General features: G+C 45.4%; 15 protein-coding genes and 2 pseudogenes. 6 read left to right on the plus strand and 11 right to left on the minus strand.

All coding sequences use genetic code 11. The annotated features are described in order from the left end of the window. Window positions 1–65: 65 nt before the first annotated feature. The 4 genes from DXA15_RS06550 to DXA15_RS06560 form a co-directional block, all read right to left on the minus strand. Window positions 66–680 (minus strand): FecR family protein, encoded by a 615-nt coding sequence (locus DXA15_RS06550; RefSeq protein WP_233566928.1) that lies wholly within the window; start codon window positions 678–680, stop codon window positions 66–68. Window positions 681–760: 80 nt separating this feature from the next. Next, window positions 761–934 carry a hypothetical protein gene (locus DXA15_RS26065; RefSeq protein WP_233566929.1) on the minus strand — a complete coding sequence of 58 codons (174 nt, stop codon included), beginning with the start codon at window positions 932–934 and terminating at the stop codon, window positions 761–763. Next, window positions 931–1,482 (minus strand): RNA polymerase sigma-70 factor, encoded by a 552-nt coding sequence (locus tag DXA15_RS06555; RefSeq protein ID WP_128133493.1) that lies wholly within the window; start codon window positions 1,480–1,482, stop codon window positions 931–933. Before DXA15_RS06555 ends, DXA15_RS26065 begins: the two co-directional genes overlap by 4 nt. 53 nt (window positions 1,483–1,535) lie before the next feature. Further along, window positions 1,536–2,813 carry a carboxypeptidase-like regulatory domain-containing protein gene (locus DXA15_RS06560; protein WP_046146898.1) on the minus strand — a complete coding sequence of 426 codons (1,278 nt, stop codon included), beginning with the start codon at window positions 2,811–2,813 and terminating at the stop codon, window positions 1,536–1,538. A 151-nt stretch (window positions 2,814–2,964) separates the two neighbouring features. On the opposite strand from DXA15_RS06560, the gene DXA15_RS06565 reads away from it, so the two are divergent. The 3 genes from DXA15_RS06565 to DXA15_RS06575 are packed head-to-tail and all read left to right on the plus strand — an operon-like array spanning window position 2,965 to window position 5,373. After that, window positions 2,965–4,149, plus strand: coding sequence for an aldo/keto reductase (locus DXA15_RS06565; RefSeq protein ID WP_128133494.1), 1,185 nt, complete (start codon window positions 2,965–2,967; stop codon window positions 4,147–4,149). A 12-nt stretch (window positions 4,150–4,161) separates the two neighbouring features. Then, window positions 4,162–5,022 carry a DUF6599 family protein gene (locus DXA15_RS06570; protein WP_128133495.1) on the plus strand — a complete coding sequence of 287 codons (861 nt, stop codon included), beginning with the start codon at window positions 4,162–4,164 and terminating at the stop codon, window positions 5,020–5,022. Between the two features lie 6 nt (window positions 5,023–5,028). After that, complete coding sequence (locus DXA15_RS06575; RefSeq protein ID WP_128133496.1) at window positions 5,029–5,373, plus strand: MGMT family protein; 345 nt, start codon at window positions 5,029–5,031, stop codon at window positions 5,371–5,373. Window positions 5,374–5,764: 391 nt separating this feature from the next. Here the strand turns inward: DXA15_RS06575 and DXA15_RS06580 are convergent, their stop codons facing one another. Beyond that, a complete protein-coding gene (locus DXA15_RS06580) occupies window positions 5,765–6,973 on the minus strand; it encodes a DUF4861 domain-containing protein (protein WP_199676240.1) in 1,209 nt (402 codons plus the stop codon). A gap of 177 nt (window positions 6,974–7,150) precedes the next feature. Between DXA15_RS06580 and DXA15_RS06585 the strand changes: the two genes are divergently transcribed. Further along, complete coding sequence (locus tag DXA15_RS06585; protein ID WP_128133497.1) at window positions 7,151–7,786, plus strand: hypothetical protein; 636 nt, start codon at window positions 7,151–7,153, stop codon at window positions 7,784–7,786. A gap of 121 nt (window positions 7,787–7,907) precedes the next feature. Then, window positions 7,908–8,405: a hypothetical protein gene (locus DXA15_RS06590; RefSeq protein ID WP_128133498.1), complete on the plus strand. Its 498-nt coding sequence runs from the start codon at window positions 7,908–7,910 to the stop codon at window positions 8,403–8,405. 70 nt (window positions 8,406–8,475) lie between these two features. Here DXA15_RS06590 and DXA15_RS06595 read toward each other — a convergent pair whose 3' ends face one another. Further along, window positions 8,476–8,703, minus strand: a complete 228-nt coding sequence (locus DXA15_RS06595) for a (4Fe-4S)-binding protein (protein ID WP_007659254.1) — start codon at window positions 8,701–8,703, stop codon at window positions 8,476–8,478. Window positions 8,704–8,715: 12 nt separating this feature from the next. Continuing rightward, window positions 8,716–9,014, minus strand: a pseudogene (locus DXA15_RS06600) (GNAT family N-acetyltransferase). Window positions 9,015–9,350: 336 nt separating this feature from the next. On the opposite strand from DXA15_RS06600, the gene DXA15_RS06605 reads away from it, so the two are divergent. Beyond that, window positions 9,351–9,578: a winged helix-turn-helix domain-containing protein gene (locus DXA15_RS06605; protein ID WP_007659257.1), complete on the plus strand. Its 228-nt coding sequence runs from the start codon at window positions 9,351–9,353 to the stop codon at window positions 9,576–9,578. An 82-nt stretch (window positions 9,579–9,660) separates the two neighbouring features. Here the strand turns inward: DXA15_RS06605 and DXA15_RS06610 are convergent, their stop codons facing one another. The 4 genes and pseudogenes from DXA15_RS06610 to DXA15_RS06625 form a co-directional block, all read right to left on the minus strand. Next, on the minus strand, window positions 9,661–11,283 hold the full coding sequence (locus DXA15_RS06610) for an efflux RND transporter periplasmic adaptor subunit (RefSeq protein WP_128133499.1): 1,623 nt from the start codon (window positions 11,281–11,283) through the stop codon (window positions 9,661–9,663). A 4-nt stretch (window positions 11,284–11,287) separates the two neighbouring features. After that, complete coding sequence (locus DXA15_RS06615; RefSeq protein WP_128133500.1) at window positions 11,288–12,766, minus strand: TolC family protein; 1,479 nt, start codon at window positions 12,764–12,766, stop codon at window positions 11,288–11,290. After that, a pseudogene (locus tag DXA15_RS06620) lies at window positions 12,756–16,500 on the minus strand (efflux RND transporter permease subunit). Before DXA15_RS06620 ends, DXA15_RS06615 begins: the two are co-directional and overlap by 11 nt. Before the next feature lie 191 nt (window positions 16,501–16,691). Continuing rightward, entirely contained in the window at window positions 16,692–17,081 is a 390-nt protein-coding gene (locus DXA15_RS06625; RefSeq protein ID WP_128133501.1) for a hypothetical protein, read from the minus strand. Between the last annotated feature and the right edge of the window lie 22 nt (window positions 17,082–17,103).

Here is a 17,103-nt window from a genome sequence, read left to right on the forward strand (position 1 = left end):
CCCGATGAGGATCAATAATAGACGATATGTAGCGCTCAGTTTCACCTTGTATCCTTTTTATCCCGTTAGTTCTCATGCAAAGTAATCACATTTTTGTCACGTGTACATTTCAGGTTCAGGGCAAAGCAGATTAACTCTGCCATTGATTCCGGCGAATTGTCGGAGAAGGTAACGGTGAGTTGCCTGTCCTCGAGTTCCGGTGTTGTCTGAAAACGGATATCTCCCGTATTGAGGTTGATAATGCGGAGGATATCGGCCAGCCTTTCATCCTTGAAACGTATTTGCCGGACATAGGTTGCAAATTGTCCGTGGTCTTTTGTTTCGCTTACTTCCAGCTTTCGTGAAGAGAGGGTGACGGTTTCACCTGCCTTTACGTAAACATCTTGTCCGTTCTGCTTCAGCGTCACCTTCACCATTCCCCTTTGTACGGACAGTTCAAACGGCTGGGTATTATCGCTCTTTACATTGAACGCCGTACCCAACACCTCGATACGTGTATCTTCGGTTTCAATAAGGAAAGGACGCTGGCGGTTGCCTGCAATGTCGAAAAGAGCATTTCCCTGTAAGGTGATCTCTCTCTTGTCCGCTTGAAAATGTTCCGGGTAATGGATGGCGGCGTTGCCTGCCAGATAGACGATAGAACCGTCTTCAAGCGTGGTGGCAAGTGTCGTTGTTTCCATGTTCTGCCGGGTAAGCAGGTTACGGTCGGTTTCCTTATTTGTTCGATTAAAATAAATTGTAGACAGATAAATGCAGAATACTAGCATTGCTGCTGTTGCCGAAATAATTTTCCAGAGTGGAGGACGGCGCATGTCTCCATAAGGATGATACTGCTCTTCTCCTTATGGTCCAGTAAGCCATCCTTTTCCAGGCGTTGGTAGACATTCTCCCATGCCCGGTCCGTTTTTCTGTTGTCCCTTTCTTTACGAGTCATACTGTTTGTGTATAATTCTCAATTTCTTTCCTGAGTGTTTGAAGTGCCTTGGTCATTTCAGCTTCCACTGTTTTGACGGACAGAGAGAGTGCGGAGGCTATCTCCGCGTATTTCTTACCTTCGAAACGCTGCATCCGGAAGATGCGTAAACGGCGTTCGGGCAGCTTATTGAGAGTCCTGTTTATCAGAGCTTCCAGTTCTTTGTATTCGAGTTGGTCCTGCGGGTCGGCCGGCTTGCTTTCCTGATTACCTGACAATACGTTTTCCCGGTAACGGTTGCGCACCTCCTGATGTTCGCAGTATTGGAGAGACTGGTTGCGCACGGCCCTGTACAGATAACTTTTCAGGGAACGGAACACTTGCAGTTTCTCCTTTTCTTTCCAGAATACGTAGAACAACTCTTGCACGATCTCTTCGGCGACGTCCATGCTGCCGGTGATACCGGCGGCGTAGAGGCAAAGAGGGGAGTAGTAGAGCCGGAAGATACCTTCGAAAGCTTTGACGTCCCCCTCTTTAATCTTTGTTAGTACGAATAAATCGTTCAGCATGCCGTGGATCTTAATGATTAGAGTCCTTCAAATGTACGAAAAGATATTGAAATTTATTTCTGTTGCTTTTTTAATTTGTTGACAGCACTTTCCAGTGATTCCGTAGGTTCGATGATATTGTAGGCTCCCCAGAAATCTTCATCCATAAAGTTTTCTACCTTGTCGGACAACGATTGTGTTTCCTTAAATGCCATCTTGTACGGAATGTTGGTTACGTTTTCTTCCTTTCCGTCCGTTACGACCATTTCCGAGATGATCGTGTAGTTGGTAGAGAATAATTTGCGTTTCCAGTCACATTTAAAACGTACCCCGTTGCGAATGTAATTCAGATAAGTTACGCCGTTGCGGTCCTTGTAGTTAACCAGATAGGCTACTTCAAGCGGGCGGAAACGTAATCCGAACGGTTTCTTCTTGAGGATGGCCTGGGTCGCTTTGTTGCGGTCGTCCATACTCAGGTTGAATTCGGCACGGGTAAATGAGAGTCGTTCCTTGTCTATGTAAAGTTTTCCGTAATACAGGGCATACGGCATGATGACCTGCGGCTTGAAACTGATTACATATTGCGGACGGTTGTCGATATTCGTTGATTCTTCCATTTTGAACAGATAGTAGGGCAGACATTCCCTGTCGAGCAATACATCGGGGTTCTTCACGATGTCGCAAAGGATTGACAGGTTGGGACCGCCGAGCAGTTTGACGGCAAGCGTATCGGTACTTCGCTGGCTCAATAGCTTGCGGCCTTTGTATATCTGTACACGGTCGCGGTCTATGGCTTCGTGATAAGGCGTTTTGTAAACGTCGATCACGGCTTCCGATATATTAATGTAGCGTCGGCCTTTCTGTGCCGTCTCACGATAGAAGCCGGTTAGCATATTCGTTTTCTTGCTGTAATTCTCCGGGATTTTCTTGATAGCCTCTTCCACGAGGTAACGCGGTTCTTTGGCATGGATGATGATCTCGTCGAGCATATTCTCGTAAGGCGTCATCCAGACGGTCAGGTCGGAGAGGTTCTTGCCGCTTACTTCTACCTTATTATTATAGTATCCGATATGGGATATTTCGACAGCTTTCACATGGGAAGCGTCTTTTATCTTGAAAGAGAATTCCCCGTCTTCGTTGGTGATAGTACCCGAAGTACTGCCGGGGATGGAAATGTTCACATACTCCAGCCGTTTCTTATTATTTTTGTCTTTGACAACTCCGCTGATGGTGATAAATTCCGGATCGGCATCGTCACGTACCAACTGGTCCTGCGCCTGCAACGGACTACTACCTGCCACCAATAATAAGATCAGCAAAAAACCGATGGATTGTCTACACAGTGTTTTCATCTTTGTATTGTTTTAATGGTGAATAATCGTGTTTGTACTTATAAGATCATTCAGGAAATGAATACCCTATGGAAAAAGTGAATTATTTTGATAAATCTTTCTATATTTGTAAGGCTCAGTCGGACAATTACATATACTAATATATTATCTTATGAAAACCAAACATGTAAATCGAAGAGATTTTTTTCGGCTTTCAGCCACTGCCGGCGTGAGCGCGATGTTAATTCCGGGGGCCAGGGCTGCAGGTCTTCCCCAGGTGACTGCTAATGAAAATGAGATTCCTGTCCGTACGCTTGGCAGGACAGGTGTAAAACTGCCGATACTGAGTATGGGTGTGATGCGTGCCGACAATCCGAATGTGGTAAGGGCTGCCTATAATTCCGGTATATTCCATTTTGATACGGCCCATGGCTATCAGGGCGGGAAGAATGAAGAAATGCTAGGGAAGTTCTTTGCCGGGAAGCCGCGTGATAGCTTCTTTATTGCTACAAAAGGAAAGTTCGATTATCCTTTGAGGGATGATTTCGAAGATGCGTATGAAAGATTGATTGACCAGAGTCTGAAGCGCTTGAATATGGAACAGGTCGATGTTTTCTACGCTCATGCTTTGGACAAAGTGGAAGAAATAAAGGATGAACGTGTGGTTGCCGTCATGAAGAAGTTTAAGGAGGATGGCAAAACCCGTTTCCTGGGTATTTCCATTCATGCCGGCAAGCCGGAATTGCTGGATGCTGCCGTTGAAGCCGGTATTTACGATGTTGTCTTGCTGAGTTATAATTTCAAACTGTCGAATCTGAAAGAGACGGAAGAGGCCATAGCCCGTGCCGCTAAAGCCGGTGTCGGTCTGGTTGCCATGAAGACGATGACCGGTGGTACCGAAGACGCTGGGGGAAAGAAAAAGATTAACGCGCAGGCTTGTCTGAAATGGGCCTGGAAGAACGAACATATCACGACTGCCATCCCCGGTTTCTCCAATTATGATGAACTGGATGAATGCCTGGTTGCTGCCCGCTCCCCGGAACTGACTGCCGGCGACCAGGAATATCTGGCTACCCTTTGCGGACAGGAAATGTTGTATTGCCAGCAATGCGGAAAATGCCGGGCGCAATGTCCTGAACATCTTCCTATTCCTGATATTATGCGGGCTTATATGTATGCTTACGGTTATAAATATTCGCGAATGTCGAAGGAAACACTTGGAGAACTGAATCTTTCGGCGGATATTTGTTCCAATTGCGAAACCTGCCAGGTGAAATGTCCTTCCGGCTTCGATGTTTCGACGAAGATTGCTGCGATAACGCCGGTGATGCAGGTGCCTGACGAATTTCTGACTTAATAAAACGAACGTATGAAACAGAGCAATTATTTGTTACTCTTTTTCCTGTTGTCCCTCTGTCCTTTAAAGGCGCAGACACCGGACGAGTTGAAATCGTGGCTGCCGGCAGTGGACGGCTGGGAGATATCCGGTGAGGTGGAGGTGTTTAATCCGGATAATCTCTTTGACCGCATCAACGGGGCGGCTCCGCTTTTCATCGAGAATAACTTCAGGGAAATGACTTCCATGGAGTATAAAAAAGGAAGCGAGTACATTACGATACAGGCTTACCGCCATGCAACACCGGAAGATGCTTTCGGAATGTATGCTGCCGAACGTTCATCCGACCTGGCATATTTACCTGTCGGGGGAGAGGCGCAGGGAGATAAGACGAATCTGTATTTCTTTGCCGGAAATATGTATTTGAAGATGTGGAGTAATGCATCCGGCGATGTGTCCGAAGAATTGCAGGCGATAGGCAAGGCGCTTGCCGGAAGGTTGGATGCCGATGCCGGCTATCCTTCTGTTATCCGTTTATTCCCTGCGGAGGGGCAAGTTCCTTATTCGGCTGCTTATATTACTTCAAATTTTATCGGCCATGAGTTTCTGCGTGCCGTATATACGGTGAAGTATGAAAAAGAAGGGCAGGCTTTCCAGTTGTTTGTATTGGACGGCGGTTCTTCTGCCGGGGTTAAAAATATATTGGCCCAGTATATGACTTTCACCAAACAGGCGGATGAATTAAAAGAGGGCGCGTTGTTGGTAAAGGACCGTTATAACGGGGACATCCCGGTACTTTGGAAAGGGCGTTACCTGATTGGCGTTTATAATGAGAATGGAGATACGGTTGCCGGTGGCGATGATTTATTGAAGGAACTGGCAGGAAAACTATAATATTATATGTCTGATTTTGATAAAGAGGATTTTGTGGGGGCTGTCTACCAGATGGTGAAAACGGTTCCGTACGGACGTGCCACCAGTTATGGTGCGATAGCCCGTGCCATCGGTTATCCGAATATGTCGCGGATGGTCGGCAGAGTGTTGGGAGGTTGTTCGGAAGTGGGAGTACCTGCTTACCGGGTGGTGAACAGTCAAGGAATATTATCCGGCAAAGATGCTTTCGGCACGCCGACTGCAATGCAGGAAAAACTGGAAGAGGAAGGCATCCGGGTTGAAAACAATCGTATAAAAGATTGGAAAAAGGTTTTTTGGAATCCTTTGGATGAGATATCCTTTGTTCCGTGAAGTGCCCAACTAACCGCCGGCCTATTAGTTATTAATCCATAAGTCGTTTCTTTTTAACCTGAAAGATATAATCCGATAGCTTTGCGATGGTGCTCGTTATGCTTATCGACGTAGGTCGTTAAGCTTATTGGCGACTGTCGGTAAGCTTAATGACGGAGGTCGTTAAGATAACAAGTTATATCTTTTACCTTAATAGCTAAGGACTTTAAGCATTCTTCCTTACTGGAAAAGCTCTACTGGAAAAGGAGGTGAATGGTTAAATCAAACCATTCATCTCCTTTCACCAACCATTCACCCTCTGTGTCGAACGTAACTACTCATATAACAATGCAATATGAATAGCAGGTGAAAGGTGAACGGTTTATTGGGCACATTTACATGTAATATGTTTTTACTTGACTGTAACCTGTAACGGTTGTTTTACCTTCTGAGCAAAGTCCTGGATATATTTGAACCATTCGGCAGAGTTCTTGAAACCCCATTTGCTCCATCCGGCTCCGGTATAATACGTATATTCGCTGCCCGGTGTATAAGTAGCATAAGCCAGTACATGACCGTCTGCTCCTCGTTGTTTTTTCTCTTCGTCGGAGAAGTTTACAGCTTTCGCATCACTCAGTTTTTCAGGGAAGACGGCTCCGATATAGATTTGTCCGTTTGTCGGGTCTTCCGGGTCGGCGTATGCAATGTAGCCGTTTGCGGCATCAGCCTGATAGTCTGTGCTCGGTTCGTGCAGTACGATACCGGTTACAAGCGGTGTCGCTTCATTCAGATTGGCAAACGTAAGCGTAATTTTGTTCAACTGCGAACCGGCATCCAGTGAAAGTATACGTGTTTCGATGATATTGTCATTCTCTTTCACTTTCAGCGGATTGTAAACCAACTTAACGGTGAAACGCAACGGGCCGTTATCCAGAATTTCGTAGTCTTTGTAACAATACGGATAAACGATGGAGTCGTTAGAAAGAAGGGCGGAAGTACCGGCACCCAGTGTCGGGCCTACTTTATAATAATCCAGTCCGTTACCATGGTCGATATGGTAAGAAATCGAATTGGCGAGTTTCTGTGCTGCTTTCTTGTCTGTTTTGCGTAGTTCGGCTATTTTGGCTCTCGATTCCGGGTCCAGTTCAGTCTTATAACGCATGTCTACAACCGGTTCGGAAACACATTTAGTCCAGATATCATATCCGAAAGCCTGTTCGCCGGTAGCTTGCAAAGCCGGACCATAGGTACGGAAAGCGATACGGTCGTTTTCCCAGGCAATATCGTCCACACGTTCCGGATAGAACTTACCGCAGGCAACTGTGGTGAAAGCCTCGGGAGTGCCCGGTTTGATCTTATAAGTAACACTGCTGTTTGCGTTCACATCAACAGGGAAAATAATTTTCTTGTCGTATGTGATCTGATAAGGAACCTGTGTCCCGTTATTGTCGGAAATGATGAAAGATTCGCCATTCAGTTTGGCAATGGCATCCATTGAAATTTCTGTGACCTCCTTTGAACGGTCGATGGCAGACGGGTTCGTAACCGTTACATCTACGCTTTGCTCCTGTGTACAGGCAAATGCGGTAGCTGCTAAAAATAAGCTGATAATCTTTTTCATAAATAATATATTGTAGTTTATAAATATTTCGCCCTTGTGACAAACAGTTCTGAAACCGGCAGTAAAAGTATGAATATTCGCGAAGTTTACAAAGTTCATCACCGGTAAACAAATATTTTTCTGCTTAATGGCTGTTCTTATCATGCAGTAAAATTGTCTTTTCACCGTTTCTATAGTATGAAGTTGAAGCAGTGTTTACTTATTCTGATGTTGACAGGTATTTTGCCGGTTCAGCTCTATGCACAGCATTGGAGTGAAGAAGATTCGGTGTGGTTGTCCCGTGTTTTATCCGGAAAGGATACGATACGCATTAATCCGGAGTTTCAGAAAGCTATCCGCGAAGGTAAATTGATCCATATGGAAGATGAACCCGGACAGCAGATACTGGAAGCCCCCTCTGAGTTGCCTCTCCTGAAAGATTTCTCCGAATATTTGCATGCAGATACGGATAGCATACATAATAACGTGGATTATAAGTCGATGCCTCCAAGTGTTTACCGTCTCTATAAGATGGAACTGGATACAATTCCGAAAATAAACAAAGAAGCCTATACGCCTCCTCCCACACGGCTTATCGACAAAAAAGAGATACAGGTAGGCAAGCTGCCGGTAACGGCTGCGGCAGGAGGGAGGAACCTGTATTCTTCAGATGTGGTAAAAGACGGACAGAAGCGGGGAACCGTGGGTGGGTCCGTCAAACTCTATTTTTCTCTGGACGATATATTGACATGGATATTTTCGAAAAAGGAGAGGAATAAGCGGAGGAACTGTAAACGTGATGATACCTGGCGTTACTATAATGCCATGCCCTGACAGGTTCACTTTTTCTTCCGGAATGATTTGTGCATCCAATTTAAAATGCTAATTTTGAGACTGCTATTTCTCTGTTCCTGAATTTATTCCGTGCAGATACAGTAGTCTAAATGATAGTCTGATGAAAAAGTTATGTTACTTCATATCATTTTTGTTCTTATTGCTGACGTTTGCCGGCTGTGAGAATGACGGCACGCTGAATGAAAACTCTGAAATAGTTGTGGTCGGTTTAGGTCATAAGGTTTATAACCTGCCTTTAGGAAATGAAATCCTTTTTACAGGAAACGATATAAAATGGTTTAACAGAGATACGAAAGAAATCAGGTTCTACGACCATTCGTCATTTAAGGAAAAGCTGGAGCAGTATGAAAAGATACTTGTTATATTGGCCGATACGGAGTTGTTTACGGCGACCAATGTCTCCGATGTGATGGCGAGTGTGAGTACGGTTTATAACGACCTGGTGTTGTATCATGATACTGCTGAGGATAAATACTATCTGAATGACAGTTATCCGGTAAATATCAATGTGGAGCAAGTCCGGTTGAACACAGAAATACGTGAAGAAAACTGGGGATTATTCCTTTACCAGTTAGGGATAGAAGGCCGCCTCAAATAAAAAACTTCCGCCGGCCTGTGAACGAGCCCGACGGAAGTCAGTAATTAAGTTATAGCATTTATTTATTTACCTATTCTTCTTCTTTTTTATTAAGCCTGTAACTAAGCGCTCCCGACGGGCATTTGTTGATCTGTGCGATCAATTCATCAGTGGTTGCATTTTCTATTTTAACCCAGGGTCTTTCCTTGGGGTTATATACCTGTGGCAATGTTTTTACACAAATACCCGAATGCTGACAAAGGTCAGGCTGCCATATAATTGTCAGTTCGCCGTTTGAATATTCAATTTTTTTCCCCATATCTATATCGCTTTATCCTATGTTAATACCTCTCATTACTATGCGCCGCCAGTCCGGATGCTTTTGGATGTATCCGGCAACGAAGGGACACAACGGAACCAGACGCAATTCTTGTTTTTCTATATCCTTCAGCACTTTTTCAGCCAGCTGCTGCCGACACCTTTCCCTTCGAGGGCTACGGGCACTTCGGTGTGTGTAAGGTATATCTCGCCGTTCTTGGTTTTTATATACTCAATTTTCGGAACGTATTTGCCAATGTGAAATTCGTATTGGTGTCTCTCTTCGTTATCAATTAATTCATAATCGTCCATATCGCCTAATTGTTTTATTTGATTCTATATAATTCAAACAGTTTAGGGAAAGGCTTTGTTTACGGTTTCCTACAATTCTTTTTATCAGAAAAATGAATGACGGAAGTTGCTGATTGTAAGCCTAAAGGTTATTTGTCTTTCAATTTATATTGAATAAGTATGGTTTTTGTGAAACATTTTTAGTGTCAAGGTTGTTTCATTTATAAAGCAAAGTCATTTGTTTTGTGCGAAAGTTGAGTAATAATGGTATAAGTAACTAATATAGGAGTCAAATGGAACATGTCCGTTTGATCCATTATTATTAGTTTTAGGTCACATATCAAAAAATGGAGTGTTATGAATAAGAATGACGTTGGTTCAAGTGCTGGTCAGATCTGGCGCTTGCTCGCAGAGAGAGGTAACATGTCTATCAGAAAGATTGGAGAGATGACTCATTGTAAGGAGTCTGTTATTTTTCTCGCATTGGGTTGGTTGGCCCGGGAAAACAAAGTACGTTTTTGTAGTGATGGCAGTGGGGCACTATCTGTCGAAGTAAATATTCCGCTAACAGAGACGTATTATTGATAGGAAGAGGATAATTTTTGAAGCGCAAACGGGAAAGGGATACAAAATGAATTGTAGCCCTTTTTGTTTGCGCTTCACTCTTCTATTGACGGTACTTGCAGCAAGCCGGGAGCTTGTTGTAAACACTGTCGTCTGCTTTATACTTATCGTTGTCGTGCCCGGCTTTGGCTATCGCTTTGGCAATGGCATCAGCAGAGGTCTGTTCTGGATTGAATTGCAGATGGACCATTTGCGCTTCTTTATCCCATGAGGCGGAAGTGACTCCTTTTACACTTTTGGCGGCATCTTCAATTCGTTGCTTGCACATGTCGCAGGCTCCTTTTACTCCGAACATAACATGCTCACTTTTAGCTGTCGTTGCTCCATGCATCTGGTGCCCTTCATGTCCGGTCATCGGGTGAGCCGTGTTTCCGTCATTATTCATCATAGATGTTTTTCCTTCCAGCTGTGCACTGGCGTCGATAGAGAAAACGCCAGTGGTTACAATTTCTTCTCCATCCGAAAGTCCTTTCAGTATCACATAGGCATTGCCTAACGACGGACCCAGTTCCACTTCACGCATTTGGAATGTCGGGGTAGACATGTCCGGTTGTTTGACGTAAACGATAGACCGCTTGCCTGTCCAGAGTACGGCTGTCTGGGGAACGACAATCTGATCTTTATATCCTTTCAGAGGAGCGTCGACGATGGCTGTCGCATACATCTCCGGTTTCAGTTCCATACCCGGATTTGCTACTTCGACACGAACCCGGGAGGTACGGCTGGTCGGATTGACAATCGGATCGATAAAGGCAATACGCCCTTTAAATACTTTGCCGGGGAATGCCTGCATGGTGAATGAGACCGGATCTCCTTTACTCAGGAAGGGCAGGTCTGTTTCATAGGCATCGAACATGGCCCATACCTTTGAAAGGTTGGCAACATCGAATAATACGGCTCCCTGCGAAACATAATCCCCCTGGCTGACCCGCTTTGACATAACGATACCGCTTGTATTCGATTTAATCTCTACAGTAGGAGAGGTGGTGCCGGATTGTTCGATAGCCGCTATCTGAGCATCCGTCATCTTCCAGAGTTGCAGTTTCTCGCGGGCAGCTTTGATTAAGGCGGGTTGCTGCATTTTGATAGCTTCCAGTAATTCCTGTTGTGCCGTAAATAAATCCGGCGAGTATAGGGTGACCAGCGTTTGTCCGGCACGGACCGTTTCGCCGGTAAAATCGACGGCCAGACTTTCTATGCGGCCTCCCACATGGGCGGTTTGCGATTGCAGGCTCCGTTCGTCCGGTGCTATTTTACCGTACAGGCGCACTTCCTTAACCGGGTTTTCTTTGCTGACACGTGAGGTTTGCACATTAGCCAGTGCTATTGCCTCTTCCGATAACTGGATGGCGGAAGGGTCTATATTCTCGTGGCTATTACCGCTTTTGCGTAAAGGAATCAGGTCCATACCGCATATCGGGCATTTTCCCGGTTTATCCTGTTTGATTTGAGGATGCATGGAGCAGGTCCATACGCCGTTTTCATCCTGTTGCAGGTCATGACTGTGGGGGTGTTCCGCAATGCTGTCATGGCTATGGTGTTCGTCGTTTACCTGGGGTGTTGTGGAGGACGGACTGAAGAATAACCAGCCCAGAAATAAACCGGCCATTACAAACAGGATATATTGTACTTGTTTGGTTTTAAACCATTCTTTTATCTTTTTCATGTCTTTATTCGTTTATTGAGGTTGCTACTAATTTTTCCATGCCGGCTATCCTTGTATTGTATTCCGCAATAGCTTCGCTTTTCTTGAGGCGGTAATCCAAAAGCTGGCGTTCTACCTGTATGACATCTGTCAGACTGGTTGTTCCGGCGGAAAATTCCCGAACAATCAGTTGCCAGGTGGATAATGACAACTCCTGCTGCTTTTGATAAAGAGCTATTTTCCGGGATGCATCCGCCAACTGTTGTTTAACCGTCTGGTATTCGGATTGCAGCTGATTCAGCGTATTTTCGTATTTCAGTTCGCTTGCCTGGCGGTAGTGCCGGCTTTCCTTTTGTTGTGCCTGATACTTTTTACGAAAGATTGGAATACTGATTTTAAACATAGGCATGACCATATCCATACCGTTCATGTTATCCATAGCCATATTGTTATTCGATTTTCCGACCAGTGAATATTGCAGGCCGATTCCAAACATCGGATAACTCATCTTTTTATCCATCTCTGCTTTTGCCCGGTAGGCATTCGCTTCGGCTTCGAGCATCGATAACATTGGGTTGGCTATCATGATACTGTCGGTCATAGCCTGGTCGTCAATCAGGAAATGCAGTTGTTGCAAAGAATCGGGAACAGCAACCTTCATATCTTGTCTGCGGTTTAACAGGGCATTGAAACGTGCTTCGGCTGCCGTTCTGTTGGAGACTATGAGCTCCAGATTATTCTGAAGTTCCGCTTTTTCTATCTGTATGCGCAGTACGTCCGACATGGTGCCTGAAGAACTGCCGGTACCCATAGAACTTCCCATAGGACCGGAAGCCATTTCCAGCATAGAGGAATTGCCAGCCGGACTACCTTGTGGAGCTGCTTGGGTGCCGCTTCCCATTCCTCCCATGTTATCCATACTGCTTCCATTGGAAGCGGGGGGAGTAACTGCATTGCCTGTAATGGGGGTAACTGTGGAGGCGGGTGCATTGGCTGACGGTGCGGAATAACGGTTGAGTGCCAATTTTTCCAATTGTTCCAATAAAGCAAGATTAGCTTGCGTGTTTTTATATTGTTCGTTGAGGTTACATAACTGGTACCACTGGCTCTTTACTTCATAAAACAGATTGTTCCTGGCTTCACGGAATTGCTCGTAGGCCATGCGTGACATTTCGGTCGCCTCATTGCGGGCCGCTTTACGCGTTCCGAACCAGGGGAACATCTGCATCAGGGTAAAGTCGGCAATCTGTTTACCGCTCAGTGTCTCCATCGGTTTGACAAAAACACCGATATCCAGTTCCGGGTCTTCGTAAGCTCCTGCCTGTGGAATCTTTTCCAGTGAAGCCTTATAGAGGGCAAAGTTGGAGTTTACCAACGGGTTGTTGCGTGCGGCTGTCTCCAGATACCACGACAGGCTGTCTGCCTGCTGTGAAAATGCCGGAAGGAAACCGAGCTGCAGGACTATTCCTGTTATATATGCTTGTACTTTTATCTTATTTCTCATCGCTTGTATTTATTTCAATGTTCTGTTTCTTTTGCTCTTTCTTAATCACACTTTCGCGCCACCAGCATTGCAGCACAGGGACTACGAACATAGTCATAGATTGTATCAGCATACCTCCGAAAGTGGGTATTGCCATCGGTACCATGATATCGGCTCCCTTTCCGGTAGAAGTCAGTACCGGCAGTAAGGCGATTAATGTTGTTGCCGTCGTCATGGCGGCAGGACGTACACGTTTGAGTCCGGCTGTAACGACTGCTTCCCGTATCGCTTCTTTAGTAGTCGGATTCTGTTGCAGGAAAGTCTGGTGGATGTATGTCCCCATCAGCACGCCATCATCGGTTGCGACTCCGAACAGGGCGATAAAGCCGACCCAGACAGCGACGCTCAGGTTGATTGTATGCATCTGGAAAAGGTCTCTCATGTTTTCTCCCCCTACGGAAAAGTTCATGAACCAATCCTGCCCGTACAACCAAAGCAGGATAAAACCTCCAGCAAAAGCGACAAATACGCCGGAGAAGTGGATGAGGGAAGCTATTACTGTTTTAAACTGGAAATAGAGTACCAGTAAAACGATTAGCAATGCCAATGGAACAACAATCGCCAACCGCTGGGTGGCTCGTTCCTGTTGTTCGTAATTGCCGGCGAATTTATAGGAGACGCCTTTTGCCAAAGTCAACTCTCCGTCTTTTATCTTTTGGTCCAGTACGCGTGTCGCTTCTTTTACTACATCTACTTCGGCTTTGCCGGATGTTTTGTCGAATATGACATAACCGACCAGAAACGTATTCTCACTTTGAATCATCTGTGCTCCCCGGGTATAGTCGATATCCGCCAGTTCTTTCAATGGAATCTGTGCGCCGGTAGCGGTAGGAACCAGTAACATGGATAAAGCCTCCGGATTATCCCGCAGTTCACGTGCATAACGGAGACGGACCGGGAAACGTTCCCTGCCTTCGACCGTAGTGGTCAATACCATTCCACCGACAGCAGCACTCAATATCTCCTGTAAGTCTTCTACATTTACTCCGTAGCGGGCCATATTATCCCTGTTCAACTTTATTTCCAGATAAGGGGCGCCGACTGCCCTGTCGTAGAAGACGGAAGATGGGATAACCGAAGGAACTTCTTTCAATGCCTGTTCTATCGCTTTTCCGCTTTGCTCGATTGTCTCCAGGTCCGGACCATATATCTTTAGTCCCATCGGGGCACGCATCCCGGTGGAAAGCATGACCAGACGTGCCTCTATCGGCTGTAATTTAGGAGCGGAGGTCAAACCCGGTAAATGGGTGACATTCACAATCTGCTGCCAGATATCGTCTGTGTTTTTAATTTCCGGACGCCATTGACGGAAATAATCTCCCTTCCGGTCAGGTATCAGGCTGTCGCGGGGGATAAGCCGGAAACCGTCGGCTGGATTATAAGTACCGCCGTCTTTTAAAAGATATTCTCCTTTCCCGTTTACCTTGAACCGTTCGCGCTGTCCGTCTTCATTCAATATATATTCCGGACGATAATTGATGGTGTTTTCAAACATCTGTGCCGGAGCCGGGTCGAGAGCCGAGTTGACACGTCCCCATTTCCCGATGGCTGTCTCTACTTCGGGAATAGCCGCCAGACGTTTATCCAGTGCTTCGATATAATCCAGGTTCTGTGCAATCCCGGTATGGGGCATACTGGTCGGCATCAGCAGGAAGGAGCCTTCGTTCAGGCTGGGCATAAACTCTTCGCCGATTTTTCTCCAAATCATAAAACCGAATACGATGGTAGCGGCAGGGATAATCATAAACTGCCAGCGGTGGCTGAGGCACCATCTCAGTATCTTTTCATAGTAAATAACCAATATCCACAGAAGAGATAAAATAATAAGGATACAGGCAGCAACAAATAATATATTGGCGGATAATCCGGCTTGCGGTCCCATCGGCAACCATTCTTCCGACAGGTAATAAATAGCAACCAGCAGCGTAATGCCTATATTGATATAGGTACTCATTTGGGGATTCTTCCAATAAGAAGCGAGCAGGTTATTCACACCGACAGCCGTAAGTCCCAGTGCCGGTATGCTCCATAGATAACCAGTAATACGATACCTGCTACAACTAACAAATAATTAGCCACCTTCCGTATCATTTTTGAATTTATCCTGACGGAGAACAGCAGATAAGAGAGCGTAGGTAATATTATTAACCCCAAAATAAAAGCGGAAGCCAGCGCATATGTTTTTGTATAGGCGAGGGGAGAAAACATCTTCCCTTCCTGTGCCTCCATCGCAAAGACCGGCAGGAAACTGACAATGGTTGTTATCATCGCCGTCGCGATGGCACCGGACACTTCACTTACTGCTTTGTAAATAAGGCTTACGAAGGCTTTACCTCTTTTAATGTCTTTGTTCTCCGGCATCTCCATATACCGGATAATACTTTCCACAAAAACAACCCCGACATCGACCATGACTCCGATTGCTATCGCAATACCCGATAATGCGACAATATTTGCCTCTATCCCGGTATATTTCATGAGGATGAAAGTCGCCAGTACGGCTATCGGCAACATGCTGGCAATGATGACCGAGGCACGCAGGTTCAGTACCAGTACGATAATTACAATGATACAAATCAATATTTCATGCGAAAGTGAAGTCTCCAGTGTCCCGATTGTCTCTTTTATCAGGTTGGTACGGTCGTAAAACGGAACAACGGTTACTTTCGAAACTGTCCCGTCCTCCAATGTCTTTTGGGGAAGTCCGGCTTCAATTTCTTTTATTTTCGTCTTAACATTGTCAATCACCTCCAGCGGATTAGCACCGTAACGGGCGATAACCACTCCGCCGACAGCTTCGATACCTTCCTTATCCAGTCCGCCCCGACGTGTTCCCGGGCCTATATTTACGAAAGCAACATCTGAAATACGGACTGGAACACCGTCGCGCACAGTGACGACAGCCTTTTCCAGGTCGGATACATCTTTAATATATCCCAATCCCCGGATCAGATATTCTACTTTGTTTATCTCCATCGTTTCCGCACCGATATCGAGGTTACTTTTCTTGACGGCGTTCATAATATCCATAACCGATATATTGAAAGCCGCATGGCATCCGGATTCAATTCGATTTGATATTCCTTTACAAAACCTCCGGCAGAAGCCACTTCCGATACTCCTTCGGCAGCCGAAAGGCTATATTTGATGTAGAAGTCCTGTATCGTGCGTAACTCTTCGGCATTCCAGCCTCCGGTGGGTTTACCCGTTTCCGGATTTCTACCTTCCAGCGTATACCAATATATTTGTCCCAAAGCCGTTGCATCAGGCCCGAGGGCTGGCTGTACACCTTCCGGCAATGTGCCGGAAGGCAGGGAATTCAACTTCTCCAGGATACGTGAACGGCTCCAGTAAAATTCTATATTGTCATCAAAAATGATATAAATGAATGACATTCCGAACATGGAACTGCTCCGGATACTTTTAACCCCAGGTATTCCCAGTAGGGAAGTTGTCAGCGGATAAGTGATTTGGTCTTGTATGTCTTTGGGAGACCGTCCCATCCATTCGGTAGCGACAATCTGTTGGTTGTCGCCTATATCGGGAATGGCATCCACCGGGATTGGATTACGGGGTATGATACCACCGTGCCAGTTGAAAGGAGATGTGGATATTCCCCAGACAACGACCAATAGTAATAATAGCATGGTTATCACCCTGTTCTCAAGGAAATAACAGATTATTTTATTTAGCATAGAGTACTGTTTTTTTATTCTGATGGATTTATTTGCTGCATACAACTTCTTAGAACGGGCAAACATTGTTTTCCAAAGAATGCCTATGCATATGAAGTTTCCTCTCGTGTTACACAAAAGGAACAGATTATAATCTTTTTTTGTTTATGGAATGTGAACAAAAGAGACTACCGACAGGTAGCCGGCATTCACTAAATCAGAAAAGAACAGTTTCGAATGCATAGTTCTGTACCACTACATTCGTCGGGTGGGGTATTATAAAAAGGATTGAATAGAGTTGAGCCGTCCGTTTCGGAGAGGACCAACAGGTCATTTATATCGAACAGCAAGGACAAAGCAACCGGAGTATAATCTATCACCGGTATCTGGTCGATATTCTGGTCGACTGTCATCTTCACCAACTGCGTATCTGTAGAACAGCAATGATGTGTTTGTTTCTTCTCCTTGCATGAAGGGCATATATCATTTTGCCACAGGTCAACTTCCACTATCTTACCCATGCAATGATGGATATTCAGGATTATTCCGCTGGAAACCCCGAGATACAGGAACGTTAGTATGACTAAAAGATATTTCTTCATGAACGCAAAGATACGATTGTTT

It is taken from the genome of Parabacteroides sp. AM58-2XD, assembly GCF_003463685.1.
GTDB lineage: Bacteria > Bacteroidota > Bacteroidia > Bacteroidales > Tannerellaceae > Parabacteroides > Parabacteroides segnis.

Coding starts and splice junctions, on each gene's coding strand:
- DXA15_RS06580 (WP_199676240.1), bottom strand. CDS start 6,973: ATGAAAAAGATTATCAGCTTATTTTTAGCAGCTACCGCATTTGCCTGT.
- DXA15_RS26065 (WP_233566929.1), bottom strand. CDS start 934: ATGACTCGTAAAGAAAGGGACAACAGAAAAACGGACCGGGCATGGGAG.
- DXA15_RS06550 (WP_233566928.1), bottom strand. CDS start 680: ATGGAAACAACGACACTTGCCACCACGCTTGAAGACGGTTCTATCGTC.
- DXA15_RS06575 (WP_128133496.1), top strand. CDS start 5,029: ATGTCTGATTTTGATAAAGAGGATTTTGTGGGGGCTGTCTACCAGATG.
- DXA15_RS06555 (WP_128133493.1), bottom strand. CDS start 1,482: ATGCTGAACGATTTATTCGTACTAACAAAGATTAAAGAGGGGGACGTC.
- DXA15_RS06590 (WP_128133498.1), top strand. CDS start 7,908: ATGAAAAAGTTATGTTACTTCATATCATTTTTGTTCTTATTGCTGACG.
- DXA15_RS06605 (WP_007659257.1), top strand. CDS start 9,351: ATGAATAAGAATGACGTTGGTTCAAGTGCTGGTCAGATCTGGCGCTTG.
- DXA15_RS06625 (WP_128133501.1), bottom strand. CDS start 17,081: ATGAAGAAATATCTTTTAGTCATACTAACGTTCCTGTATCTCGGGGTT.
- DXA15_RS06560 (WP_046146898.1), bottom strand. CDS start 2,813: ATGAAAACACTGTGTAGACAATCCATCGGTTTTTTGCTGATCTTATTA.
- DXA15_RS06565 (WP_128133494.1), top strand. CDS start 2,965: ATGAAAACCAAACATGTAAATCGAAGAGATTTTTTTCGGCTTTCAGCC.
- DXA15_RS06615 (WP_128133500.1), bottom strand. CDS start 12,766: ATGAGAAATAAGATAAAAGTACAAGCATATATAACAGGAATAGTCCTG.
- DXA15_RS06570 (WP_128133495.1), top strand. CDS start 4,162: ATGAAACAGAGCAATTATTTGTTACTCTTTTTCCTGTTGTCCCTCTGT.
- DXA15_RS06595 (WP_007659254.1), bottom strand. CDS start 8,703: ATGGGGAAAAAAATTGAATATTCAAACGGCGAACTGACAATTATATGG.
- DXA15_RS06585 (WP_128133497.1), top strand. CDS start 7,151: ATGAAGTTGAAGCAGTGTTTACTTATTCTGATGTTGACAGGTATTTTG.
- DXA15_RS06610 (WP_128133499.1), bottom strand. CDS start 11,283: ATGAAAAAGATAAAAGAATGGTTTAAAACCAAACAAGTACAATATATC.